This is a genomic window from Pseudomonas sp. SC3(2021), from assembly GCF_019856535.1.
Classification (GTDB): Bacteria; Pseudomonadota; Gammaproteobacteria; order Pseudomonadales; family Pseudomonadaceae; genus Aquipseudomonas; species Aquipseudomonas monsensis.
Map to the genome: position 1 here is coordinate 1,110,053 of NZ_CP082236.1, position 24,490 is coordinate 1,134,542.

20 protein-coding genes are annotated in these 24,490 nt (G+C 60.9%); 5 read left to right on the forward strand and 15 right to left on the reverse strand.

Features of this window, described 5'->3' with window-relative positions:
- The 7 genes from K5Y35_RS04955 to K5Y35_RS04985 form a co-directional block, all read right to left on the reverse strand.
- Entirely contained in the window at positions 1-954 is a 954-nt protein-coding gene (locus K5Y35_RS04955; RefSeq protein WP_222833796.1) for a DUF6708 domain-containing protein, read from the reverse strand.
- On the reverse strand, positions 951-1,877 hold the full coding sequence (locus K5Y35_RS04960) for a hypothetical protein (protein WP_222833797.1): 927 nt from the start codon (positions 1,875-1,877) through the stop codon (positions 951-953). Before K5Y35_RS04960 ends, K5Y35_RS04955 begins: the two co-directional genes overlap by 4 nt.
- Positions 1,874-5,146 (reverse strand): toxin VasX, encoded by a 3,273-nt coding sequence (locus K5Y35_RS27785; RefSeq protein ID WP_261991239.1) that lies wholly within the window; start codon positions 5,144-5,146, stop codon positions 1,874-1,876. Before K5Y35_RS27785 ends, K5Y35_RS04960 begins: the two co-directional genes overlap by 4 nt.
- Positions 5,143-5,976, reverse strand: coding sequence for a DUF4123 domain-containing protein (locus tag K5Y35_RS04970; RefSeq protein ID WP_222833798.1), 834 nt, complete (start codon positions 5,974-5,976; stop codon positions 5,143-5,145). The genes K5Y35_RS27785 and K5Y35_RS04970 overlap by 4 nt, the downstream gene beginning before the upstream one ends.
- Entirely contained in the window at positions 5,973-7,994 is a 2,022-nt protein-coding gene (locus K5Y35_RS04975; RefSeq protein ID WP_222833799.1) for a type VI secretion system tip protein VgrG, read from the reverse strand. The genes K5Y35_RS04970 and K5Y35_RS04975 overlap by 4 nt, the downstream gene beginning before the upstream one ends.
- Before the next feature lie 204 nt (positions 7,995-8,198).
- On the reverse strand, positions 8,199-9,473 hold the full coding sequence (waaA, locus tag K5Y35_RS04980; protein ID WP_222833800.1) for a lipid IV(A) 3-deoxy-D-manno-octulosonic acid transferase: 1,275 nt from the start codon (positions 9,471-9,473) through the stop codon (positions 8,199-8,201).
- A gap of 11 nt (positions 9,474-9,484) precedes the next feature.
- Complete coding sequence (locus tag K5Y35_RS04985) at positions 9,485-10,381, reverse strand: LysR family transcriptional regulator (protein WP_123470846.1); 897 nt, start codon at positions 10,379-10,381, stop codon at positions 9,485-9,487.
- A 108-nt stretch (positions 10,382-10,489) separates the two neighbouring features.
- Between K5Y35_RS04985 and K5Y35_RS04990 the strand changes: the two genes are divergently transcribed.
- The 4 genes from K5Y35_RS04990 to K5Y35_RS05005 all read left to right on the forward strand — a co-directional run bounded on the left by K5Y35_RS04990 (position 10,490) and on the right by K5Y35_RS05005 (position 13,944).
- Complete coding sequence (locus tag K5Y35_RS04990; protein ID WP_123470844.1) at positions 10,490-10,822, forward strand: DMT family transporter; 333 nt, start codon at positions 10,490-10,492, stop codon at positions 10,820-10,822.
- Between the two features lie 140 nt (positions 10,823-10,962).
- On the forward strand, positions 10,963-12,138 hold the full coding sequence (locus K5Y35_RS04995; protein WP_222833801.1) for an NAD(P)/FAD-dependent oxidoreductase: 1,176 nt from the start codon (positions 10,963-10,965) through the stop codon (positions 12,136-12,138).
- Entirely contained in the window at positions 12,135-12,947 is an 813-nt protein-coding gene (locus tag K5Y35_RS05000) for an aldo/keto reductase (RefSeq protein ID WP_123470841.1), read from the forward strand. Before K5Y35_RS04995 ends, K5Y35_RS05000 begins: the two co-directional genes overlap by 4 nt.
- A 31-nt stretch (positions 12,948-12,978) precedes the next feature.
- Positions 12,979-13,944, forward strand: a complete 966-nt coding sequence (locus tag K5Y35_RS05005) for a metal ABC transporter ATPase (RefSeq protein ID WP_222833802.1) — start codon at positions 12,979-12,981, stop codon at positions 13,942-13,944.
- 3 nt (positions 13,945-13,947) lie between these two features.
- Here K5Y35_RS05005 and K5Y35_RS05010 read toward each other — a convergent pair whose 3' ends face one another.
- The 7 genes from K5Y35_RS05010 to msbA form a co-directional block, all read right to left on the reverse strand.
- Complete coding sequence (locus K5Y35_RS05010; protein WP_222833803.1) at positions 13,948-14,748, reverse strand: hypothetical protein; 801 nt, start codon at positions 14,746-14,748, stop codon at positions 13,948-13,950.
- A 51-nt stretch (positions 14,749-14,799) separates the two neighbouring features.
- Entirely contained in the window at positions 14,800-15,486 is a 687-nt protein-coding gene (locus tag K5Y35_RS05015; RefSeq protein ID WP_222833804.1) for a hypothetical protein, read from the reverse strand.
- Complete coding sequence (locus tag K5Y35_RS05020) at positions 15,487-16,461, reverse strand: glycosyltransferase (RefSeq protein ID WP_123470833.1); 975 nt, start codon at positions 16,459-16,461, stop codon at positions 15,487-15,489.
- A gap of 131 nt (positions 16,462-16,592) precedes the next feature.
- Complete coding sequence (gene hldE / locus K5Y35_RS05025) at positions 16,593-18,014, reverse strand: bifunctional D-glycero-beta-D-manno-heptose-7-phosphate kinase/D-glycero-beta-D-manno-heptose 1-phosphate adenylyltransferase HldE (protein ID WP_123471167.1); 1,422 nt, start codon at positions 18,012-18,014, stop codon at positions 16,593-16,595.
- 64 nt (positions 18,015-18,078) lie between these two features.
- Positions 18,079-19,479 (reverse strand): PIG-L deacetylase family protein, encoded by a 1,401-nt coding sequence (locus K5Y35_RS05030; protein WP_222833805.1) that lies wholly within the window; start codon positions 19,477-19,479, stop codon positions 18,079-18,081.
- 4 nt (positions 19,480-19,483) lie between these two features.
- Positions 19,484-20,380 (reverse strand): GNAT family N-acetyltransferase, encoded by an 897-nt coding sequence (locus tag K5Y35_RS05035; RefSeq protein ID WP_222833806.1) that lies wholly within the window; start codon positions 20,378-20,380, stop codon positions 19,484-19,486.
- A complete protein-coding gene (gene msbA / locus K5Y35_RS05040) occupies positions 20,374-22,194 on the reverse strand; it encodes a lipid A export permease/ATP-binding protein MsbA (RefSeq protein ID WP_123470828.1) in 1,821 nt (606 codons plus the stop codon). The genes K5Y35_RS05035 and msbA overlap by 7 nt, the downstream gene beginning before the upstream one ends.
- 125 nt (positions 22,195-22,319) lie before the next feature.
- Here msbA and K5Y35_RS05045 point away from each other — a divergent pair, with 125 nt between their 5' ends.
- Entirely contained in the window at positions 22,320-22,973 is a 654-nt protein-coding gene (locus tag K5Y35_RS05045) for a toluene tolerance protein (RefSeq protein WP_123470826.1), read from the forward strand.
- 4 nt (positions 22,974-22,977) lie between these two features.
- Here K5Y35_RS05045 and K5Y35_RS05050 read toward each other — a convergent pair whose 3' ends face one another.
- A complete protein-coding gene (locus K5Y35_RS05050) occupies positions 22,978-24,417 on the reverse strand; it encodes a hypothetical protein (RefSeq protein ID WP_261991240.1) in 1,440 nt (479 codons plus the stop codon).
- Positions 24,418-24,490: the final 73 nt, after the last annotated feature.

Below are 24,490 nucleotides of genomic sequence, written 5' to 3' on the forward strand. Positions count from 1 at the left end.
TCAGCACCGACTCATCAGCAAGGCTTGCTCGGCTAGCTCAGCTTCGCGCTGAGCGATGGCAGCTTCCAGCTCTGGGGAAGGTTTGGCCCAGTCATCCGCAGGGAGTGGTTTTGACCATTCGATGATGTCGGGATGGGGCAATTCCGGGGGAGGCGATAACTTCCACGTTTGCAACATCATTGCCAGTGGAGCGCCAAAAAGCACAGCACCAATGACCAGCCACGCTGCCTTACCGACTTCTTGCGCGACCAGATGGTGTCTGATGCCATCCACATATTCACAACAAATCCCCCAGAAGACGCTTCGGCCTCGCAGCTTTTCTCGACCGCCCTCAAAGTCATTTGTCTGTGGCAAAACTTGCGGGCCAATTTCCATGTAACTGCGTATGCACTCCCACAAAGCCATCGCGGTAGTGCCGCCGCCGCAGTTGAAACCTAGGGAAAAGTGTCTGTTGTCTTCCGTGGCGTGCGGGTCTGGATTTTCGAAACCGATGACCAGCAGACCCATTGTGGCTTTACCGGCCTGACTGACGGATGACTGCTGGGTGGCGGCGGCTGTTACGGTTTCCCACGGGACACTCCAGTATTCACCGTTGTCGCGGGGGACGCAGACTTCGCGGCGTTGGCGGTTGAAGCGTATGGGTAAGGGGACTTCGCGGAGGAGGCCTTGGATCAACCAAAAAATGGGGAGTGCCATGATGCACGCCCCCAAGATCAAAGCATCCGGATCTTTGAAGATGTATGCCAACCCCAAAAACAACATCACTCCGGGCCACATCACCATCACCGCCGAGCCGATGCTGTAGTTACCAATGTCGAGAAACACCTCGTTCTTGCGCCAGATGGTGTTGAGCACATCAGAAGGCTTTTCACCCGTAGGAATGGGCAACGGCGCCAAGTAATCATTGCGCGAAAACATCCCTTTTTTCGTAGTGCCTGCCGGTGGCGTACTCATGCCTGTGCCTCAACTCGTCCGGCCAACTCGGCTTCGCGCTTGGCAATGGCCTCTTCCAACTCGGCGGAACGTTTGGCCCAATCATCCGCAGGGAGTGGTTTTGACCATTCGATGATGTCGGGATGGGGCAATTCCGGTGGGTGGGAAAGCTTCCAGTCCTGCAGCTTTTCCGCCAGATAAGTGCCCAGAAGCGTTATGCAGAAAACTCCCCACAGGACGCTAAACACTTCCCCTTTGCGCAAGTCGACAAGGAGCGATCCGATTTGGGTTTCTTCGTAAGGCGCGATACCCACCCGACTGTCGGGGACAGCCTCAGGTCCGATTTCCATGTAACTGCGCATGCACTCCCACAATGCCATCGCGGTAGTGCCGCCGCCGCAGTTGAAGCCTAGGGAAAAGTGTTTGTTGTCTTCCGTGGCGTGCGGGTCTGGATTTTCGAGACCGATGACCAGCAGACCCATTGTGGCTTTACCGGCCTGACTGACGGATGACTGCTGGGTGGCGGCGGCCGTTACGGTTTCCCACGGGACAATCCAGTATTCACCGTTGTCGCGGGGCACGCAGACTTCGCGGCGTTGGCGGTTGAAGCGTATGGGTAAGGGGACTTCGCGGATGAGGCCTTGGATTAGAAAGAAGGTTGGCACTCCAATAATGAACGCGGTCATGACCGCAAAAATATGCATTTCATCGTGATCATTCCTGAACAGATATCCCATGAACGCAAACAACACCACCATTGGCCAAAGCACCATCACCGCCGAGCCGATGCTGTAGTTACCAATGTCGAGAAACACATCGTTTTTGCGCCAGATGGCGTTGAGCACATCACAAGGCTTTTCACCCGTAGGAATGGGCAACGGCGCCAAGTAATCATTGCGCGAGAACATCCCTTTTTTCGTAGTGCCTGCCGGTGGCGTGCTCATCGCTTGTCCTTGGGTTGCAGATAAGTGGCGCCAGGGTGATCCTCGCCGAGCGGGTAATTCGGTACACGATCAATTTCGGGTGTTGGGTCGTTTCTCAGTGCTATGACTCCCGTGGAGTCGTTCAAGGTAAAAGCAAGCCCGCGCTCCCCGCCGATAAAACTCCGAGCGCCGAGTATTGCGGTCAGTGGGGTGCGATAACGCAACCGAAGTGAAACCGTGCTGGGTGGAGTGCCCAAAACGTTCGAAAGCTTGTTAAACGCGCCACTCAGGCGTAAACCCTGACCTTCCTTGCACGGTATCCACTCGCAACGGCTGCTGGCCAGCCAGTGAGGCGTCATATCTCGCCATGGCCGCGGCGCTTTGTAGCCATTGGTGGGGCTGTTCTTGATTAGATGTCGGTAGCCCTGAGTATCCACCGGGTCGCCGACCATGCTCAGTTCCAGATAGACACTGTCTGGCTCGGCGCCCGGCAAGTCGATGGTCAGAGAATTAATGGCGCTGACGAAAGCCAGGCCGGAACGGCCATTATCAGGCGCTGGATCAGAACTGCTTTGCATGGTGACCCGAGGCGTATAGAGGATGAGGTACAAACGGTCGAGTTCGTCCTGCTGGGCTTTAGGCGCAATGGGTTCCAAATCGTTAGCTCGCGCTTTAGACCAACAGCAGTTGTTCAGGAAGTTTTGCAGCGGCGTTTTCTCGAAAATCCAGGCAGTCAGATACAGCAAGCCTAATCCAGCAATAATCCAGTTCAGCGGCCCCATGTACAGCGTGTAACGCAAGATTGCGACTTCGGCTGTTATCGAACCAGCCAACGCTCTCATCGTGTAAGAAGCTCCCAGTATTGCTTGGGCACTAAATGCGGTCACTTGTCCTCCTACCGCAATTTGGCGCATTTGCAGCCAGGGATCAGTCTGACTCTGGGAGTTTTCAAATCGCTTTTGCAAGGATCTGAATTCTTGATACGCAGCACCCGCCGACAACCCACCAATCACCCCACCAAACAACGTTAAAGTCGGAGCGATTGACCGGCCCCGACCAAACGCCTTAACCCCCAACCCCATCCTCACCTGACTATCCACCACCGCCACCAACGCCGCCGCCCCATACAAACTCGCCGATACGGTCTCATTCACCCGCCGGGCCTCCATCCCCTCCAGCACCCCGGCCTCGCGCAAATAGTTCTGCACATTCACCACGTTCAGCAACAACGCCGCCAGCGGCACCACTCCCCCGCTGTTGACCACCACCGGCGAATTCACAATCCGTTCCACTCGCCCAACGCCAATCGCTTTCCCCGTCTTGCTCACCCATTCATCCAACGCCTCGGCCCGTTGCCCCAACAATTTCCACGCCGGTCGCACGCCCTCGGTCACGAATTGCAAACGGCTCTCAGCGCCCAACCTCGCGGCAAGAAAAATGCTCATCCACGAGGCACTGAAACCCTTGTCACCCTTGAGCAACAACAACGCCGCGCCCAGCCGATTGACCAGCACGCTCCATTGGCTGCCGGCATCCCGAGCCATGCTTGCGATGTGATCAAGCACTGCCACGCTCAACGGCGCCAAGGCCTGATGGGTGGCGCTGAGGTTGTCGGCGGACAGTGCGGCCATCAACTCGCCGAGGCGCGAGGTGTTGTTGACCGCCGCCTCGAGCGACGGCGTCCAGGCGTGGAACAACTGCCGGAGTGCGCCACCGTCGGCGGTGCGCACGTAGTCGGCGTATTGCTCGGCGCCCTGGGCGCGGATGCATTGCGCGGTCAGGCAACCGGTGGCGAGTTCGGTCAGCCATTGGCGGGTTTCGAGGTCGTCGTAATCGACAAACCAGGTACCGCTGGCGGAGCGTTTCAGGTACACGCCACGGTCGGCGAACAGTGCGGTGTGGCGTTGTTCGAGTTGTTGATAATGCGCAGCGGCGGTGTCAGTGAACCAGGTGTTCATGGCGTCGAGGTCGATGTACTCGCCGACCTTGGCGCTGAACGCATGGCTGTTGAGGTTGGCGTGTTTTTGCGCGCGATATTCACGGACAACGGCCTCTGCCTCGTAGTACAGGTCCGCCGGTATAAACGCCCGTACCGGGCCGACAATCGCCGCGATCCGCGCATCACGAGCCGCAGCTTCGACCTGAGTCGGCCGACCGCCGTACTGACGGGCGCGGGTTTCAGCCCTGAGTTCCTCATTCAGCCGATCCTGGGTGTCGAGCATGATCTGGCCCTGCTCGGGCGTGAGGCTGATGTCGCGATCCTTGTAGCGATAACTGAGATTACCAGCCAGTTCGGCGCCATCCTCGCTGATCAGACTGCGCACAAACCCGCCGATGCTCAGGCGCAAATTGTTCTCGCCGAGCCATTTTTCGTGGCCGGTTTCCAGCCATTCCTGTTCGTGGTTGATGTCGCGCAACACACCCAGATCGTCGTCCAGGCAGGCGAAGACAGCGAACAGCCCCCCGGTGTGTGCCTGGGCGTTTTCCAGCCAGTCGCGCGTGCCCTGCCCGTCCCATGGCTCGGCGCTCCATTCGCCCGGTGGCTCGTCACTGGCGTCGGGATATTGATCGAGAACTTTGTGACGCTCACGAATACGATGCCTGGCGTCTGTGTAGGCCTTGATGTTGCTCGGGGTCGGGTTCGCTAACAGCGTCGCGCCGAGTGCGTCGGTGTCCTCGGCGTTTTTTTGCTGATCGGCTTTCATCGACCGGGCGTAGCTGTCAGGGAGGAGTTCGGCCATGACCTCGTCGGCCTTCTGCAGCGGTGGGCAGTGCGGGGCCTGTAATTCGTCGGCCACCGTGCGCAGGGCAATGTGGCGCATATGCTGGTTGCGTTTGGCGCTGCTGTCGCTCAGCGACTGGCAGTGCTCGGCGTTTAACGGGAACTCGCTGTAAAGCATCCAGGCGTCGTGGATTTTTTGCAGCGCCAGGCCCGTCAATGTCGCGTCGAGTACCGGAGTGGCCGCCGCGTCCAACGCCTGTTCCTGCAACAGCCCCTGTGGCGAAACAGCAAAACGCTTGAGCGGCCCCTGATGCTGCCAGAGGTACACAAACCCTGCCCGCAAACGACGTGCGGCCATCGGCCGACTCTCGGGCGCGATAGCGGGAACGCAACAAACGTGCTCAGATTTTTCGTGCGCCAGCGCGTAGCGAACCGGTACGACAAACAGTTCGGGCTGACTGGCAGGGCATGGATGCACCAGGCCGTTGATGTCCACGTGGGGCTGGGCTTTGGCCGCGCGTTCGGCCTGAGCGGCCTCATCGACCATGGCCAGTTTTTCGGCGCTCATCGCGTGAAGTCCTTGTCGTTCAGTAACTGGTGCGTCAATGCACGGTTGAGGTTGTCCAAGCGCTGGCGCGGCAGGAGTCCGGGTTCGGCCAGTAACTGCCTGTATGCAGCGTGCTCCGGGCCATCGGGGAAGTCAGCGCCCAACACCACACAGAAACGCACCCAGAGAAAGACTTCATCGACGGCACTGAAGCCGCTTCGTGCAGCACTGGCCTGACAGTCCATGGCCCACTGCTGCAAAGCAGTCGAAGCCAGTGAACCAAGGGATTTGGGGAAGTGACATTGACCGTATTCGATCAATTGCCGGGCGAAACACTTGCGTTTGGCAGTGTTCAATTGATCGAGTTGTTCCGCTGTCAGCAGCAACCACGGCTTATCCGCATACGGGATCGCAGGTTGCTCGGTTTGCTGATGGATTTGTGACTCCGGCAGACGGATCAGCCGTACCGGCCCCATCAACCGATCCCGTTCGGGCGCGGGCAAGTCCATCAGCCACAACGCGGTGATACGGGGGTCGTAGAACCGAAAGAAAACCGTCGCAGCCCCCTCGACACGGGCATGGATCAAGCTGCGCAAATGCTCCTGCACCTGACTTTCGTCGGCCGCCGACTCCAGCCAGATGCCCGCCGTTGCGCTCCACTCCTGCGAAAAAACCTTTGCCAACGGGCTATCGGGCACGACGCCGATCAGCACGGGACCGACACTTTCCAAATGGCTGTAGGCGGTGCGCTGATAAAGCGAGTGAACCGTCGCGCCGCCCGTCATTTCAAACAGACGATCCGAAAGGTTTTCGATCTGGACTCGATCCAGCAACAGGTAAGCCCGATTCATGCGTTCACCTGCGCCAGTTTTTCGCACACGGCGCAGACTGAAGCGGCTTGCTCTGCGGCCTGAGCCAGCGCAGCTATTTGCGGGGTGATGGACAGCGCGATCAGCACCTGTGAATCGTCGGGCACTGCCGCCAACGCGGTCTGCGGCGCGACACCTGTCATCGGCGCGCCCCCCTCGACGATGGCCACACTGCTGAAGATCCCGCCCGCATTGATCACGAGGTGATGGCCGCCAGCAGTCAGCGTCAGGCTCGTGCCGGCATCAATCACCACCTGACTGGCCGTAACCCGCGCATGCGGGCCGGCCTGAATCACCAGCGTGCCTTGCGCCGTGGTGCTGCTGTTGCCGCTGATGCTGAGCAGGTCGTCGCGGCCGATCACGGTGTTGCGCGTACCGTCGGTGGTGTGGCGCTCGTCAGCCTTGATCAGGCTGGTGCTGTGGTTGTCCACCTGCTCGAAACGGTCGCGGCGGATTTGGTTGTGGCTGTCGTTGAGGATCAGTTGTTCGAAATCACGTTCGGCGCGCAGGTAGATTTTTTCCTGGCCGGCGCGGTCTTCAATCATCAGTTCGTTGTAACCGCCGGTGTGCGGTGAACTGTGGCTGCGCAGTACGGTTCGGGTCTTCTGTTCGGGCAAGGTGCAGGGCGCAGACTTGACCTTGTTGGGCACGCAACCGGTGATCAGCGGTTTATCCGGATTACCTTCGAGAAAGGTCACCACCACTTCCATGCCGATGCGTGGAATCGTCACCGAACCGAAGCCTTCCCCGGCCCAATTCGACGACACCCGAATCCAGCAACTGCTGCGCTCGCTGTTGAGTTCGGCGCGGTCCCAGTTGAATTCGCACCTCACTCGGCCATATTCGTCGCAATAGATTTCTTCACCGGGAGGCCCCGTGACCCGTGCGGTCTGGCAGACCAGCGGACGACGTGGTGTCGGCAGCGGCGCACGAAACACCACCTCGGCAGGAATCACGCTGAAGGTGTTGCGATAACCCTGAGTGAAACCGTCGGTGTCTTTCGTGTCGCTGGTAATCGCTTCCTCAAGCACCTGAGGCTGTCGCCCAATGTGAGATACGCTGAGCAACAGCCATAGGTCATTGCAGCTTTTGCGCGGGTGTTCGGTCAGTTCGAACAGATGGCCGCAGCGCAGATTTGCCTGATCGCTTTGACCCTGGCCCAATTCATAGTCGCTGCGATGGCGCTCCAGCGCCTGCCGGGCCCATTGCTTGCCGGACTTTTCGTTCTCGATCAACAGCGGATAGCGGTAATCCTCCAGCGTCGGGGTGAACTCGGCGGTGAAGCGGCTTTCGATCAGCAGGCTCGGCCGCTTGAGGTCATAGTCGCGGCGAGTAACGGTGCTGGTGCGTGTGCTTTTGCGCACGCTGAAACGGCTGACCACCGGATGCTCCGCAACCATCCCGCTATCTTGCTGATACGGCGTGGCGCCGAGGGTGGGCAGAAACACCTGATCGTCGGTGAACACCAGCAAATGGCCGTCCGCCGAGTGCTGGTGATGCCAGGCGATGCCGTCTTCGGCGCACAGGCGCTGGATGAATTCCAGATCGGATTCGCCGTACTGAGTGCAGTAATCACGCGGCGGGTTCGCCGTGACATGAAAGGTAAAGGCATCACCCTGAATGCCATGTCCCTTGAGTACCTGCGCGATGATCTGCGGCACCGTGCGCTGCTGGAAAATCCGCTGATCGTGGCTGAACTGCAAGTAATGCAGCGCCGGCACCAGCGTCAGGTGATAACGGGTCAGGCGCTTGCCGGCCTCACCGACCAGGACGTCTTCGATACGCCCATGAATACCCTCACCGTTGTGGCCAAACTGCAAAAACGCAGGCTGGCTGAGCAGGCGTTCCAGATCGAAATCCGGGTGCTCGCTAACCAGTTCGATGTGGAAGGTATAGAGGGTGCTGATCGCTTCGCTGCCATTGAACGCCAGCACCTGAAAGTCGTGACGGATAGCAGGAATCTGCAACGCAAAATGCGCGGCATTGGCCGACCGGAACATACGCTTATCCTTAAGCAAAGAGGAAAAGAGCGCGATGTCCAAACCGTCCTTGGTTCGTGCTCGCGAGAATTGGCGGGCACGCTAACAAGACGAAAAAAAGATAGATGTAGGGGGATTCCCCAAAGCCTGAAGGACACTTCCTCAAAGCCAACGATGGACCTGAGGCGAGGGAGCTTGCTCCCTCGCCTCAGGTTTGGTTTTTCCTCAGCGAATCAGTCTGCCCAGCCCGTCCAGCAAGCGCTGCAACGCCCCCTGATTGCGGCGCATCACCGCCAGCCCGGCCTCGGCCATGCGCTGGGCATCGCGCGGCAATTCGAACAGGCGCTGCACTTCCACCGCCAGCCCTTCGGCATCATCCACTTCCGCCAGTGCGCCGGCTTCGCGCAACTGCGCGGCGATGTCGAGGAAATTGAACAGGTGCGGGCCGCTGAGCACCGGCTTGGCCAGGGCCGCCGGCTCCAACAGGTTATGCCCGCCGTTCGGCACCAGACTGCCGCCGACGAAAGCGCTGTCGGCCAACGCATAGAGAAACAGCAACTCGCCCATGGTGTCACCGAGCAGCACCGAGGTGTGTGCCTCGACGTTGACACCGGTCGAACGGCGCACCGTGGCAAAGCCTTCACGCTGGCACAGCTCGAACACCGAGTTGAAGCGCTCGGGATGGCGCGGCACCAGAATCAGCAGCGCATTCGGGTAGTTCGTCAGCAGACGACGATGGGCGTCGAGCACCACTGCGTCCTCACCATCGTGGGTACTGGCGGCGATCCACACCGGGCGTTCCAGCGCCTGCCATTGGCCGCGCAGTGCGTTGGCGCGTTGCAGCAGTTGCGGGTCGATGGTCAGGTCGAACTTGATCGAACCGGTGACCTCGACTGTCTCCGGCCGCGCCCCCAGATCACGAAAGCGTTGGGCTTCGGCTTCGGTCTGTACCGCGAAAAAACTCATTTCCGCCAGCATCGGCGCGGTCAGTTTGCTGAAGCGTCCATAACCCCGGGCCGAACGTTCGGACAGTCGGCCGTTGGCCAGCGCCACCGGTATCGCGCGTTTGGCGCACTGATGAATATGGTTGGGCCACAGTTCGGTTTCCATGATCACCGCCAGTTTCGGCTGTGCCCGATCAAGAAAGCGCGCCGCCGCACACGGCACGTCGTAAGGCAGGTAGCAATGCTGAATGCGCGGCTCGTCGCCGAACAAGGCATGAATCCGTTCCGAACCGGTCGGGGTCATGCAGGTCACGGTAATCGGCAGCTGTGGATAACGTTGCAGCAAGGCGCGAATCATTGGCGCGGCGGCAATGCTTTCGCCCACCGACACGGCGTGCACCCAGATCCCGCCGGGCTGCAGTGACGGCATCCCGCAGGAGAAGCGCTCGCCAATCCGCTTGGCATACGCCGGGGCCTTGCGCGAGCGCAGCCACAGCCGAATCGCCACCAATGGCAGCCCCAGGTAAAACAGCGCGGTGTAGAGAGTTCTATTCATGGCGGCGGAGTTTATCGACTTTTATCGCCGATCGCCCGCAAGTGCACGGCAAAACGTTCAGCCAGCCAGCGCGCCGCCGGCCCCAGCGGTTCATCGCGGCGCCAGACCAGTTCCACCACCAGTGCTGGCGGTGTCCATTCGCTGTCCAGTTCGACCATCAGGCCCTGATAGGCGGAATACTGCACCACATGCCGTGGCAGCCAGGCCCAACCGAGATCGCGCACCAGCCATTCGGCCATCACGTAGAAACTGTCAGCGCGCCACACCTGCGGGCTGGCCGGCTCATTGCCGGGGTAGACACTGGTTTGCGTCGACATCAGCAATTGCCGGTGCTGCGCCAACTGCTGACACGTCACGTAGGACTGCGCCGCCAGCGGATGGTTGATGCCGCACACGGTGACCATTTCCACACTGCCGAGCACCCGGCGCTCCAGCGCCTCGGGAATTTCATCGTGGTAAAACAACAGACCGAGATCGGCCCGGCGCTCCACCAGTTTGCGCGCGACTTCGCCCTGGGCGGCGCTGGTCAACTGCACCTCCAGACTCGGAAACTGCTCGGCCAGTGCGCCGAAACTTTCCACCAGCGCCTGATAGGGCATCGCTTCGTCCTGCGCCACGCGCAACTGTGCTTCCTGGCCACGCAGCATCGCCATTGCCCGGCCGTTGAGACGCTCGCACTGACGCAAGACTTCCCGCGCCTCTTCCAGCAGTGCCTCGCCGGCTTCGGTGAGCGAGGGCTGGCGACCGCTGCTACGCTCGAACAGGCTGACGCCCAGATCATCCTCAAGCATCGCAATCGCGCTGCTGATCGCCGATTGCGCCTTGCGCTGCCGGCGCGCAACGGCAGAAAACGAACGCTGTTCGGCGACGTCGACAAACACTCGGAGCTGATCAAGATTCCACTGCATACCACCCCACCAACCCATCTTCAAAACAGATAGGTAATGACTTTACCCCATCTGACGATTCTCTAGAATGCCGCCCTGAAAGCAACGTTTCATTTGAGGGTTTGAACCATGAACGCCTACGTCTATCTGACCATTGCCATTTGCGCCGAAGTGATCGCCACCGTGTCGATGAAAGCGGTCAAAGGCATCAGCACACCACTGCCGCTGATTCTGGTGATCGTCGGTTATGGCATCGCCTTCTGGATGCTGACCCTGGTGGTACGCTCCGTACCGGTGGGTGTGGCCTACGCCGTCTGGGCGGGCATGGGGATCGTGCTGGTCAGCATCGCGGCGCTGTTCATTTATGGGCAGAAGCTGGACGTGCCGGCGATGCTGGGGATGGCATTGATTGTCCTCGGAGTGGTGGTCATCCAGCTGTTCTCCAAGACCGCCGGGCATTGACCTGCACTGCACACCTCCCCTGTGGGGCGGGCCTGCTCGCTCCCACAGTGCTTTTGCGCCACGGCTGTTGATCATCGACAAATCCCCCTCTTTCCCGAGTCTGTATACTGCGCCCTCGTCTTGAACACTGAGGTCGTTGCATGCCATCCGTTATTTCCACCGACGTTCTGATTGTCGGCGCTGGTGTCGCCGGCCTCTGGCTGAACGCGCGTCTGCGCCGTCAGGGGTTTTCGACCGTGCTGGTGGAAAGCGCCAGCCTCGGCGGCGGGCAGACAGTGAAGTCGCAGGGCATCATCCACGGCGGCGCCAAGTACGCGTTGCACGGCGCCCTGACCGGCGCCTCCGAAGCCATCGCCGACATGCCGCGCCGCTGGCGTGAAGCCCTCGCCGGCCATGGCGAGCTGGACCTGTCCGGCGTGCGCCTGCTGTCCGAGGCTCATTACCTGTGGTCACCCGGCACCCTGGCCGGCAACCTCACCAGTTTCTTCGCCAGCAAGGCCGTGCGTGGCCGGGTCGATCAGGTCAAGGGCGAGCAATTGCCGCCGGCCCTGCAAGACAAACGCTTCAAGGGCAAGGTCTACCGCCTCGCCGAACTGGTGGTGGATGTGCCGAGCCTGATTGCGCGCCTGGCCGATCTGGCCGGTGACGGCCTGCTCGCCGGGCAAACCATCGAGCCGCTGCTGGAGGCGGGAGTGCTGGTCGGTCTGCAGGTCGACGGTCGCGAGATCCGCGCCCAGCGCATCGTCCTCAGCGCTGGCGCCGGTACCGCGCAACTGCTTGAGGCCCTGGGCCTGAGCCAGCCGGCCATGCAGCGCCGGCCGCTGCACATGATCATCGCCAAAGGCCCGGGGCTGAAACCGCTCTACGCCCATTGCCTGGGCGGCGGCACCAAGCCGCGCATCACCGTGACCACCCACCCGGCCGCTGATGGTCAGTGGGTCTGGTACATGGGCGGTGACATCGCCGAAAGCGAAGGTGTCGCCCGCGAGCCCGCCGAGCAGATCGCCACCGCGCAAAAGGAAATCGCGCAATTGCTACCGTGGATCGACCTTGGCACCACGCAATGGGCGACGTTGCGGGTCGACCGTGCCGAGCCGCTGCAAACCGGCCTGACACGCCCGGATAACGCGTTCCTCGCCGACGAGGGCCGTTTGCTGGTGGGCTGGCCGACGAAACTGGCACTGGCACCGGACTTTGCCGACCGCGTGATCGCCTCCTTGCAGCGCGACGGCATCCAGCCACATGCCACCGAACCCCTGCCGGCACTGCCGAAACCACCGATGGGCATTGCTGCCTGGGAGCAACTGCTGCCATGAGTATCGCGACTCTGCATGATCTCCATCGCCCATTGGGCAGCACCGGCCTGACGGTTTCGCCGCTGGGCCTGGGCACGGTGAAACTGGGCCGCGACCAAGGCGTGAAATACCCCAACGGGTTCCAGATTCCCGATGACGAGGCTGCGCGCATGCTGCTCAGGCAGGCACGCGAGCTGGGCATCAACCTGATCGACACCGCGCCGGCTTACGGCCGCAGCGAAGAACGCCTCGGCCCGCTGCTGCGTGGCCAGCGCGAGGACTGGGTGATCGTCAGCAAGGTCGGCGAGGAATTTGCCGACGGCCTGTCGCGCCACGACTTCAGCGCGGCGCACACGCGAAGGTCAGTGGAACGCAGCCTGCAACGTCTGGAAACGGATTCTATCGACCTGGTCCTGGTGCACTCTGATGGCAATGACATGGCCATCCTCGAACACGAAGAGGTCTACGCCACGCTGGCGGCGCTCAAGGCCGAGGGCAAGATTCGCGGCTTCGGCTTCTCCGGCAAAACCGTCGAAGGCGGGCTCAAGGCGCTGGAGCAAGGGGACTGCGCGATGGTCACCTACAATCTGAACGAACAGAACGAGAAGGCAGTCATTGACTATGCTGCTGCCCACGGCAAAGCCATTCTGGTGAAGAAAGCCCTGGCCAGCGGCCACGTGTGCCTGAGCCCGGGAGTGGATCCGGTGCGTGCCAGCTTCGAGTTGCTGTTTGCGAAGCCTGGCGTGGCCAGTGCTATTGTCGGAACGATCAATCCGCTGCACCTCGCCCATAACGTTGCGACCGTTGCCCGGGTCCTTCGTGGTCACTGACGCCGCTTCGCGGCCTTAAGCAGGAGCCGATATGCCGCGCACGCTCATCAGAAAGAACCCGAGCAACTTCAAGACCCTGCCCCTGTTCGTCGAAGCCACGCCCGACGGCTTGACCTATCAGAGCGTCGGCATGCCGCTGAACTTCGCCCAGACGTTGCAGCGACGCAAACCGGTGAGTGTCGCCGACACCGAACGCTTCTCGCTGGAGCTGGCCAATCTCGGGGTCTCGGTGCGCCTGACCCTGCACTGGCAGAATCGCGACTACTGGGTGCTGGTGCGCCAGCGGCGGCAGGATCGCGGCGACGTGGTACTGAAACTGATTTCCGGTTATGTGCCGGCTCACGAACTGAACATTCCGCTGCACACGGCCATTCAGGAAATCGCTGAAGAGTGCCTGCTGGAGACGCCGGAAGGCTGGCTCGGCGGGCGCTTCAACGACACCTGGCTGCCGGCGCCCTACGCCTCGGCCCTGCACTATCGCGAGGCGTTGCCGTTTCGCCTGACCCCGTTGTCCGGATCGGCGCGGCCGATACGTTGCGCCAATCTGCAATTGGTCGAACGGCCGCGGGCTTATGTACATCTGCCGACGGCATCGCTGCAATTGATCTACGACCTGCGCCTGGACGTGCCCAAGGAAGCCAAATCCCTGAGCCTGTTTCATGTCGATGAACGTCTGGAGGGCGATCAACTGGTCGCGCGGCTGGACCGCAAACGCCCGGATCTGTACCTGATGCCGCTCAAGGATGGCGCGCCGCTGGCCGAGCTCTACACCCTCAAACGCGACAAACTTGTGCCGGCCGGCACGCGTGGCCTGTATCTGGCCGAAAGCTTCGCCACGCAGACCGGCTGGGTCGTGCGCGAAGAGCGAATTCGCTGGAAGGACTGGCTGGTGCAACAGGGCCTGCAACCGGCGAAAGCCCCGCGTCAGGGCCTCAAGCAGTTGAGCATCAAGGCGCTGCGGCTGGTCGGCCTGGGCAAAAAGCGCGCGAGCAAATAGCCGCTAGCGCCGGCGATCCATCCAGGTGCGCAGCGTGGCGAAGAAATGGAAATAGCGGTTTTCGCGCTTGCCCATGCCGCGCTTGGGCGAGAACGATTCTTCGGCAAACGCCCCGGTAATCCGTACACGCGAGGCCTGGGTCGGCAACGTGCAGACCTTGGCACCCGCCTCTAGCAGCGCGTACTTGAGCAGACGCTCGGAATGCAGCTTGCGCCCCGTCGCCTTGCAGAAATCGAAAATGCGCTCGATGCGCTTGCCATAGGCGACATAGGTATCGCGCCCGCAAATGGCAAAGCGATCGTTCAGCCCGCCCCACCACTGCCAGTCCGGAATGTACGCGTTGTGGCGTCGCGCCTGCGCATGGTTGAACACATAACCGGGCAACGCGTTGTGGAAGAAATTGTCCGGTCGCACGAACACGACGAAATCCGGGTTGAACGGTTCGATCATGCCGGTGACGGTGTGCAGCGAGTTGAGCTGATAGATCAGGTTGCGCAGCGACGCATAGTCATCGCCCCAGGTATCGCCCTGAGCCTTGACCTGTTCGAAATCCCAACGCTCCAGCACGGCCTCGGTCGAGGTCAGCCCGCCGGACATCGACTCGAAGGGTTGGTAGTTGTCCGCCGCCAGCTCGCCTTTTTCGCCAGAACGGGTGTTCTGCACTTCATCGATTTTATACAGGTGATAAAAGCACTTTACGTCGCTGCCCGCAGGCAACTGCGCCAGCACGTTCTGTTCGATGGAGGGGAAACAGATCGACGAATTTCTCGGAATCCCGAAAAACGCCACGGCAATTTTCAACACTCAACAGCACCTTTTGAAAGTAGTTCGGGCCTGCCGGCAATGCGGCACCGCTTAGCGCTGGCGAAACAGCTTTTGCCACCAGCGGCGGGGTTGCAGTGGCACCACGATGATGTCCGATTTCTGCAGCCAGTCGCGCTCGTAATCCCAGGCGTGACCGCCCCACAATTTTCCCGCCTCGTTGGAAAACCCCAGGGTCAGGAGCTGATAGGTGTAACCGGCGTGACCGCGCAACCAGTCAAACAGCACCAGCGTATTGAAGCCGGTGGAGGGCCCGACGTAGCGCTTGCCCCCTGGCCGGTCGACCGGGTAATTCCACAGCGGCGGCAACGGGATGCGGTCCCAATACATGGCCACCTGTGGCAACGGGCACATCGGTGCAGCGCAGCCGACGAGCATGGTGAAACAGCGTTCGCCCGCCCGCTCGATCAGCCGCTGCACGTCGGGACCGTAAGGCAGACCAAAAAAGTAGGCGTCCGGCGCGTTGTAGCCATGCACGAAGACATTCACGCTTTGCGCGTTGAGCAGCGGTGCCTTGATGCAGGTATTGAAGCTGACGACGATGTCATCGGCGCCGATGCCCAGCGCCTGAAAATCCGCCGCGGTGATGGCCGGGTTGTTGGCGATCAGTACCACCCGCGCCGCACGGCTCAGGCACGTGCGCAGCGCTTCGGGCAAGGCTTGCAGAACCGATTGGTCACCACCTGGCAGCGCATCCAGCGCCATGTGCTCATCCATCATTCAGACCGGCACCTTCATGCCGTAGCGCAACTTCACCCAGAACCGGGTGAACGCCGAAGGCGGCTGCCATGGGCGCATTTCGCGCTGGATTTCGGTGGCGAGGGCCTGTCCGACTCGGGCGAAGGAATAGCGACTTTCGGCAAACGCCTGGCCATTGCGGGCAATACCTTCGGCCAGCTCGGGGTTGTCCTGCAGCAGTTTGATCTTCTCCACCGCCTCGTCTTCGCTGCGATAGAACACCGTGTTGTGCATGTCCTCGAAGCCCAGCAACTGATCCTCTTCGCCCTGACTCCACGCCAGCAACACGCACCCACAGGCCATGGCTTCGAAGTTCTTGATCATGAACTCGTTCATGCCGATGTCGGCGCTGACGAAGATCTTGATGCGGTTGAGCGTCTCCAGGTATTCCGCGCCCGACTGGGTGCGGGTGACCAGCATGCCGGTGCGCTTGGAGAGCGACTCCAGCAGTGCCTTGCGCTGGGCGTACTCGGTGCTTTTCAGGCTGCCGAGAAAACCGAGCGGAATGTCGCGCACCGCACCGGTGTTGCGCAGCATCTGCTCGTCATAACCTTTGGAAACGAACACCGTGTCGATGCCTTCGGCCAGCATCTTGCGGGCAACGACGGCACCGGACACCAGCGCCCGGCAACTTGGCAAACGGCGATAAAGACGCGAATACACGCCGCGATACTTACTCGCCGGCATGTAGTTCTGATAGGCGTCGTGCTCGAGGAAGATCAGCCCGGGGATGCATTTGAGCACCTGCAGTTGCGTGGCCAGACGCTTGACCCGGGAGAAAATCACCACGCGGTCGAAGGTCTGGTAATCCACCGAAGCCAGAAACGAGCCCAGATTCAACTGCTGCTGCTTGCTCAAACGATAGATCAAACACTCATCACAGTTCTGCTGCACGATGTCGTAGAGCCGGTCGAGAATGACCCGCTGTTCGTCCATCACCAGGAGCATGACTTTCATAAATTAATTGACCACGCGGCGTAGGCAGGCAAGCGCATCGGATTCATGGCAGCCTGCATCAACGGAAACGATGAGATCCCCAAGGCAAAATCCGTTCACACGCCGTACACATCGGTAAGAATTCATCGGGATCAACGACTGCGAATCTTCTCGACAATCGCAGTTGTCGAGCTGTTTTCCACCAGTCCAAGCACTTTCACCGTGCCACCATACGCGGTCACGATATCAGCACCGACTACCTGATCAATCCCGTAGTCGCCACCCTTGACCAGCACATCCGGCTTGACTTCACGCAGCAGGTTTTCCGGAGTGCCTTCGGGGAAACTGATCACCCAGTCCACTGCCCCGAGGCCTGCCAGTACGGCCATGCGCCGGTCGACACTGTTGATCGGGCGGCCCGGCCCTTTCAGGCGGCTGACCGAAGCGTCGTCGTTGACCGCGACAATCAGTCGATCGCCCTGGGCTCGCGCCTGTTCCAGATAGGTCACATGCCCGGCATGCAGGATGTCGAAACAGCCGTTGGTGAAGACAATCCGTTCGTTATGCGCCCGGGCGTCGGCCACGGCCAGCACCAATTGCTCGAGACCCAGAACACCGCGCTCGGAGCCTTCTTCACGCTGAATGGCGCGACGCAGTTCCGGCGCACTGATGGCAGCCGTACCGAGTTTGCCCACCACAATGCCGGCGGCCAGATTGGCCAGCGCGACGGCGTGGGGCAACTCTTCACCGGCGGCGATTGCGGCGGCCAGGGTAGAAATGACCGTGTCACCGGCACCGGTGACATCGAACACTTCGCGGGCACGGGCCGGCAGGTGCAAGGCCGGGTGATCCGGACGCAGCAGGGTCATGCCGTGTTCGCCACGGGTCACCAGCAGCGCACCGAGCTCGAGGTCGTGCATCAGCGCCGCGCCCTTGCTCACCAGTTCGTGCTCATCGGCACAACCGCCGACGATGGTCTCGAACTCGCTGAGGTTTGGCGTGAGCAGGCTGGCCCCGCGGTAGATGGTGAAGTCCTTGCCCTTCGGGTCGGCCAGCACTGGTATGTTTTTCGCCCGGGCCGCCTGGATCAGGGCCTGATGGTTTTTCAGCGCACCTTTGCCGTAGTCGGAAAGGACCAGCACCTTGATGCCTTCGAGCAGGTCGTCGACCTGTGTGCCGAGCGCCAGGGCGTCGGTGGCGAACGGTTCTTCGAAGTCGATACGCAGCAATTGCTGGTGCCGGCTCATGACCCGCAGCTTGACGATGGTTGGCTGATGCGCAATGCGCTGAAACAGGGCGCGTACGCCCGCTCCCTTGAGACTGTTGCTCAGGCTGTCGGCGGCTTCGTCGTCACCGGTCACACCGACCAGGGACGCCGGCGCACCCAGCGCGGCAATGTTCAAGGCAACGTTCGCGGCACCGCCCGGACGATCTTCGATCTGCTCGACCTTGACCACCGGCACCGGCGCCTCAGGGGAAATCCGTGAGGTTCCGCCATGCCAGTAACGGTCGAGCATGACATCGCCGACTACCAAGACCGGGGCTTGATCGAAACGCGGCATGGACAACTTCATGGAGCAACCCACATACAAAATGAACAGGGGCGCGATATTAACACAGGGGAAAGCGCCGTCCGCCTCAATCTGAAAGGTCGCGCACCCAGAACAATTCGTGGCGCCGGACGGCCTTGCGGAAAAATTCGTTACTGCCCGTGACAGGCCAGCGCCGCCCCGCCAGTCCCTGCTGGATCCAGCGGCGCAACTGCCGCTTGAACACTTGCCCGCCCTGCAGGTCGTGCTCCATGGCCAGCGCCATGGCCTTGTCCAGTTGTACATCCGCAGGCACCAGCGGACTCCACAAGCGATCGGCCGGCAGCGGCTCGATCGCCGGCGGCAAGGCAATCCCCGCGCCGGCCGGGCCCATTGGCCAGCGGTCGTTGTCGTGCAGGTGGTTGGCGTACATCAGCAGGGTCGTCGGTTTCCACTGGCTCAGGCCAACCGCCTCAAGCAGCGCCTGGGTCGATGCCACGTGATCGCTGTGCGGATCCAGCTCGGGATGCGGCGTCACAAGCACTTCAGGGCGGTAATGCTCGAGCAGCGCCACCAGGTCAGCGACCAGGTTGCGCCAGGTCGGCTGACCATCGACGTCGGCTGGCAGGCACAGTGGATTGTGTCGACGGACGCTGCGCACGTCGCTGTCCTGCGACTCCCGGGAACCGAACGCCTTCGTCGGCTCCTTGGCCATCTGCGGCAATTGCAGGCAGTAATAGCCCAACTGCACGCAACGCCCGGCAGGCACGCCGCCCCACAGCGGGATCGTCAGGCTGTCCCAACTGCGCAAGCGCCCCTTCAACCGCGCAGCCTGGGCCTGATCCAGCCCCAGACGCTGGAAGTTCTCAGCCTCGATTTCGCCCTGAGTCAGGGTGACGATGCTGACGTCTTCGCAGCGGCTGTAGAGGCCGAATGCGGCCAGCTCGGCATCATCGGCATGAGGGGCCAGGACCATCACCCGCTGGCGGGCATAGTCAGGATTGGTCATCACCCACAGGGTGCCTGTGGCAGCCACCGCGCAATAGCGTCCGCGCAGTACGAGCGTGCCCTGGGTCAGCGCAGTGGCCTGCCCGGACAGATTAAGGAATCGCCGCCCGTTGACGCCTCGTTCGAACGCCTGACAGTCATCGCCGATCTCAACGCAGGGGTCGAGCCAGCGGCCCAGCCAATGAGCCTTTACGTGCAGCTCGAGAACAAGCGTCTCACCCGCTGCCAACGGCTCGCTCAGGCGTACCGTGCCGCCCTCCACGCTGACCGACTGACGGGCCGCGTGCGCAGGAAAGTCATAGTGATAGTCGTCTGAGGGCCGGTAGAACAAGTGATCGGCGAACCAGGCCTCGTGGGCCACCCAGGCCAGCACGAGCAGCACCGGTACCAGCCACCAGCCGGCCAGGAAGCCGATCAGCAGCAACGCCAGCAGAAAGACCACGAGAAACAGACGCTTGCTGCGTCGATGGGCCTTGAGAAGCTGTTGCTTGCGAGCGCTCATGAATTCAGACCTTGTAGACCGGCACCGTATGGCACCAGCGATCCTTGTACTCACGGTCGGCACGACCGAATGAATAACGCAATGGTTTGCCCAGCGCCTGCGCATCCGCCCAGACCTGCTGGGTATTGACGAAACTCAGTACGCTGCCGGGGCTGAACTCGCGACTCTGCGGGTCGACGCCGCCGTTGATGTATTCCAGCGACACCCATTGCGGCGCTTCGACGCGGTAGAGCACCTGAATGGCTACCGGCGCCGAATCGAGCATCGCCACAGAACCGGTCATGAATTCACGCAGCAGGGTAAAGACTTCCGCCAGCCCGGCCTTGCCCGGCACTTCGAAGCCCCAGCGGCGCTGAAACAGATCGCCATACGCCGCAGCCTGTTCCTGCGGCGTGAAGTCGGACATCGGAACCAGCGACCCGCCCGCCTCTTCCAGCAGGCGCTGTTCGCGACGCTGGTTGTAACGGAATTTCTTCGAATACTCTTCCGGCAACCGGGCCAGGGCCAACCCTTCGGGCTGGACCTTCAGGGTGCTGATCTGCCCGGCATTCAGTTGGGAAACATAGGCCATGCGCTGGCGCACCGGCACGACAACGTCCGGCGCGATGGGCAGGATGATTTCCGCATTGCCCATATCCAGCAAACCACGCTTGCCCTCGCGCTTGAGCACTTCCTTGGACAGCGCGACATGGCGGCCCCAGCAGGGAATGGCAGCGACCACGTCACCGTCGACAATCCAGCCCAGGTAACGCAACTCGATGCCAACGAACGTCGACAACCGCTCGACGACCTCGGGATGCGTCGCAACGCTGCCGCCGAAACGCTGCCAGGCGCGGGCGTAGGCATCCCGATCGATTTGCGTCCAGCCACGTTCACGAAAGCTGCGAAACACCGTCAGCATACGTCGGTCGCGTGGGCCGGTTGTGGCTCGTCACCCTCTTCGAACTCTTTGGCGTGCAGGCGCGAGTAGTAACCGTTCTGCTCCAGCAATTGCGCGTGAGTGCCGCGTTCGACGATCCGGCCTTCATCCATGACCAGAATCAGGTCGGCTTTCTCGATGGTGCTCAAACGGTGCGCGATCACCAGCGTCGTGCGGTTCTGCACCACATGATCCAGCGCGGCCTGAATATGCCGCTCCGACTCGGTGTCGAGGGCCGAGGTGGCCTCATCGAGAATCAGCAACGGCGCATCCTTGAGCAGCGCTCGGGCAATGGCAATGCGCTGACGCTGGCCACCGGAAAGCAGCACGCCGTTCTCGCCGACCATGGTTTCGTAACCTTGCGGCATCTTGGCGATGAACTCGTCGGCGTATGCCTCGGAGGCCGCGCGTTTGACATCGTCGAACGGTGCTCCGGCCAGATCGCCGTAAGCGATGTTGTTGGTCACCGTATCGTTGAACAGCGTGACCGCCTGGGTCACCAGCGCGATCTGCCGACGCAGGCTGCGCAAGGTGAAGTCCTGCACTTCTACGCCATCGAGCAGGATCTGCCCGTGTTCATGCTGATAAAAACGCGGAATCAGCCCGGCCAGGGTCGATTTGCCGCTGCCTGATCGACCCACCAGTGCAACCATCTGCCCAGGCTCCACGACAAAACTGATGTCGTTGAGCACCTGCTTGTCTGTGTCCGGGTACTGGAAGCTGAGATTGCGCACTTCCAGGCGACCCTCAAGGCGATCGCGCTCGACCGTGCCCTGATCCACTTCTGCCGGCTCATCCAGCTGCTCGAAAATACTTTCGGCACCGGCCACGCCTTTCTGGATGGTCGAGCTGACTTCGGAGAGCTGACGAATAGGCTTTGGCAACAGACCGGCCATGGTGATGTAAGCCACCAGATCGCCCGGCGATGCATCGCCGCGAAGGTAAAGCACAAGGAACATGACCACGGCCATGGCGCTGTAGGTCACCAGCTGCAGCATTGGCGTATACACCGCGCCGGTCTTGGTCATCGTCAGTTGCTTGTCGGTATTGCTTTGGCTGGCATCGCGAAACCGGGTCTTTTCATAGACTTCGCCGCCGAAACTGCGCACGACGCGATAACCGTGAATCGTCTCGGACGCAACGTGCGTCACGTTGCCCATCGAAACCTGGATCTTTTTGCTCTGCTTGCGAAATTTACGGCTGGTGCTATTCACCATGATGCCGATCACCGGCAGGATAGCCACCATCACCAGAGTCAGCTTCCAGTTCATCCACAACAGAGTGCAGAACAGGAAAATAACGGTCATGCCTTCACGGATGACCACCTTGATCGCATCGGTCGCCGCACCCGTCACCATGGTGACGTTGAAGGTGATGCGGGAAATCAGATGGCCGGAGTTGTTCTTGTCGAAGAACCGGTTGGGCAGTTCCAGCAACTTGTTGAACAGCACCACCCGCAGGTCATGGACCAGGCCCAGGGAGACCCGGGCCAGGAAGAAGTTGCCCAGGTACGAGCCCACGCCCTGCAACAGGGCAATGAACACGATCATCAATGGCACGGTTTCGAGCAACTGCAACTTGCCCAGGTAAGGGTTGCCCGGAAACAGGCTGGCTTCAGGATTGGCCAGGCCGTCGACAAAGTACTTGAGGATGTAAGCGAGCATCGGTTGGGTCGATGCGAAGATCAGAAACCCGACGATGCTGAGAAGGAAGAGACCGGCGTAAGGCCGCACGTAAGCCAAAAGGCGGAAATAGATCGCCAGCGTTGACTGGGCTTTCGGTTCAGGACTGCTCATGGTGATCCGCACAATTCAGTGAGGCGCCGATGATATCACAGGCCTTTTTCCCTCGATAAACATGACTGCGAGCCAGCCCTTGGGCAACTCGGTTAAGATACCCCGCTAATGATGGGGAGCCTGATATGCAATCGATTGATCACAGCACTTACGAGGCACTGCGCAAAGGTGCACACGTACTGGAAGCCGACGGTTCCGGCGACAAGGTGCTCAGATTGGCCGATGGACGCATGCTCAAGCTGTTCCGGCGCAAGCGACTGCTCAGTTCGGCGCTGTTCTATCCCTATGCCCAGCGTTTTGCCGACAATACCCGCGCACTTGAACAGCGCGGCATCCTCTGCCCCACCGTCATTGCGGTCTATCGCATCCCAAGCATCGAACGCGACGGCGTGTATTACAGCCCGCTGGCCGGCAACACCGTGCGCCAGTTGCAAGGCACCCGCGAGGAGGCTGACGCACTGAGGTTCAAGCTGGGTGGCTATTTCGCGCAACTGCACGAGAGAGGGGTGTATTTTCGATCATTGCACTTCGGCAACGTGGTGCTCACGCCCGATAACCAATTGGGCCTGATCGATATCGCCGACCTGCGCTGCCAGAAACGCGCACTGAGCGACAGCAAACGCCTACGCAACTTCGCCCACCTGCTGCGCTATAAGGAAGACCGCCAGTGGTTACTCGGCGAGGACGCCGGCGACACCTTTATCGAAGGCTACCGCCAGGCCTTGCCGAGCAACCGGCAGGCGCCACTGATCTCGCGCCTGCGTCCACTGCTCGCCTGAGCCTCTAAGGCCCGATCACCAACACCGTTGCACCCTTGCGATTGGCGAAATGTTCGATGACGCGCAATTTGTGGGCGACCAGCCATTCCTTCAGCCACGGCTCATCGCCCTTCGCGTCAATCAGAAAATACCGGTAGTCGCCGGCATGAACAGCCGACATCGCTTCCTCACGGGTCAGAACCGGCAGCGCATAGCCGCGACCGGCGTAATAACTGATCCGGCCGTCCTCGAAGTACGTCGGCGCGTCACGTTCGACATGGGCGGCCATCCAGCGACCCGCCTCGATGTAATGCGTCTTGCCGGCCCCGGTGGAAATGACGTTCGACAACATCACCAGCAACGCCACGGCGACCAGCCACTTGCTCCAACGGGGAAACTCGCGAACGAACGCCGCCAGCCCCATCGCCAGCACGGGTACAAACAGCAGGTTCAGAAAACTCATGTAGCGCGTATTCATGAACTGCAGCTTGAGGAAAAACAGCACCAGCACGACCAGATAGAGCAAGGCCGTCCAGGCAAAAGGCTGATAGTCACGCCAGTAGTCACCCAGAACACCCCAATTACGGCGCAGGATGAACGGCACGGCAAATGGCCCCATCAACTTCACGAACGTGATGGTCATGGTCGCCAGGATGCCGAAAAAAATGATCCGCCCGGCTTCATCCTGGGAGTATTTGGTGATCATCGAATTGGCGAACTGATCGCAGAGCATCTGAAACGAAGCCAACACGCTGTGGGGCGCGATCATGTCCAGATAGAGCATCACCCGTGCGGACATCAGCACGCCCGACACCAGCACCAGCACCATGCCGATAACCGGCAACACCGAGAACTGCACGAAGCGCATGCGCCGGGTCGAAGACCAGAGATTGGGTAACTGCCACAGCGCCAATGCGGGTATCAGCAACAGCGCCTCAAGCCTGAACAGGGCCGCCGCGACCACCGCCAGATGGATCAGTGCGGCACGCAACCAGCCACCCCGATCTTGCCAACGCAAAGCGAGCCAAAGGGCCAGCGTGCAGAAAAACCAGAAACCGCATTCGCGGATGATGTCGTTTCGAAAGCTGTTGACTGCCGGCATCGCCAGCACCACCAGGCAAGCCCAGCGAGTGGCATGCGCAGAACGCTGACGAACGCAATCCACCATCAAGGCGCTGGTGCCGGCAAAAAATACACCGCACCAAAGGTAGGCGCTCAGCTCCAGAGGCAAATGCAGGACGAGATGGGTGCCGGCCAACAGAAAGGAAAACCAGGGCCAGTCAAACGTTGCCCAGGCCACCTGGGGGCCATGCTCACTGACTTGTTGCGCAATATCGAGGTACAGCGCCGCATCACGCGCGACTGTCGCCGTGCCCATGACCGCAATCAGCGATAACAGCACACTGCCACAAAATGCCAGCCATACCGGGTATTCGTCGATGATCCGTGAGACTTGAGCGCCCACTTTACTGCCCGTACCTTTCACCCAGCCACCTCACCGACACGCTTGAACAGGGTACGCGCACGTCATCGCGAAC

What these genes read in the sequence shown, in the direction of transcription:
- K5Y35_RS04955 (WP_222833796.1), bottom strand. Translation starts at nt 954, where the DNA reads ATGAGTACGCCACCGGCAGGCACTACGAAAAAAGGGATGTTTTCGCGC.
- K5Y35_RS04960 (WP_222833797.1), bottom strand. Translation starts at nt 1,877, where the DNA reads ATGAGCACGCCACCGGCAGGCACTACGAAAAAAGGGATGTTCTCGCGC.
- K5Y35_RS27785 (WP_261991239.1), bottom strand. Translation starts at nt 5,146, where the DNA reads ATGAGCGCCGAAAAACTGGCCATGGTCGATGAGGCCGCTCAGGCCGAA.
- K5Y35_RS04970 (WP_222833798.1), bottom strand. Translation starts at nt 5,976, where the DNA reads ATGAATCGGGCTTACCTGTTGCTGGATCGAGTCCAGATCGAAAACCTT.
- K5Y35_RS04975 (WP_222833799.1), bottom strand. Translation starts at nt 7,994, where the DNA reads ATGTTCCGGTCGGCCAATGCCGCGCATTTTGCGTTGCAGATTCCTGCT.
- waaA (WP_222833800.1), bottom strand. Translation starts at nt 9,473, where the DNA reads ATGAATAGAACTCTCTACACCGCGCTGTTTTACCTGGGGCTGCCATTG.
- K5Y35_RS04985 (WP_123470846.1), bottom strand. Translation starts at nt 10,381, where the DNA reads ATGCAGTGGAATCTTGATCAGCTCCGAGTGTTTGTCGACGTCGCCGAA.
- K5Y35_RS04990 (WP_123470844.1), top strand. Translation starts at nt 10,490, where the DNA reads ATGAACGCCTACGTCTATCTGACCATTGCCATTTGCGCCGAAGTGATC.
- K5Y35_RS04995 (WP_222833801.1), top strand. Translation starts at nt 10,963, where the DNA reads ATGCCATCCGTTATTTCCACCGACGTTCTGATTGTCGGCGCTGGTGTC.
- K5Y35_RS05000 (WP_123470841.1), top strand. Translation starts at nt 12,135, where the DNA reads ATGAGTATCGCGACTCTGCATGATCTCCATCGCCCATTGGGCAGCACC.
- K5Y35_RS05005 (WP_222833802.1), top strand. Translation starts at nt 12,979, where the DNA reads ATGCCGCGCACGCTCATCAGAAAGAACCCGAGCAACTTCAAGACCCTG.
- K5Y35_RS05015 (WP_222833804.1), bottom strand. Translation starts at nt 15,486, where the DNA reads ATGATGGATGAGCACATGGCGCTGGATGCGCTGCCAGGTGGTGACCAA.
- K5Y35_RS05020 (WP_123470833.1), bottom strand. Translation starts at nt 16,461, where the DNA reads ATGAAAGTCATGCTCCTGGTGATGGACGAACAGCGGGTCATTCTCGAC.
- hldE (WP_123471167.1), bottom strand. Translation starts at nt 18,014, where the DNA reads ATGAAGTTGTCCATGCCGCGTTTCGATCAAGCCCCGGTCTTGGTAGTC.
- K5Y35_RS05030 (WP_222833805.1), bottom strand. Translation starts at nt 19,479, where the DNA reads ATGAGCGCTCGCAAGCAACAGCTTCTCAAGGCCCATCGACGCAGCAAG.
- K5Y35_RS05035 (WP_222833806.1), bottom strand. Translation starts at nt 20,380, where the DNA reads ATGCTGACGGTGTTTCGCAGCTTTCGTGAACGTGGCTGGACGCAAATC.
- msbA (WP_123470828.1), bottom strand. Translation starts at nt 22,194, where the DNA reads ATGAGCAGTCCTGAACCGAAAGCCCAGTCAACGCTGGCGATCTATTTC.
- K5Y35_RS05045 (WP_123470826.1), top strand. Translation starts at nt 22,320, where the DNA reads ATGCAATCGATTGATCACAGCACTTACGAGGCACTGCGCAAAGGTGCA.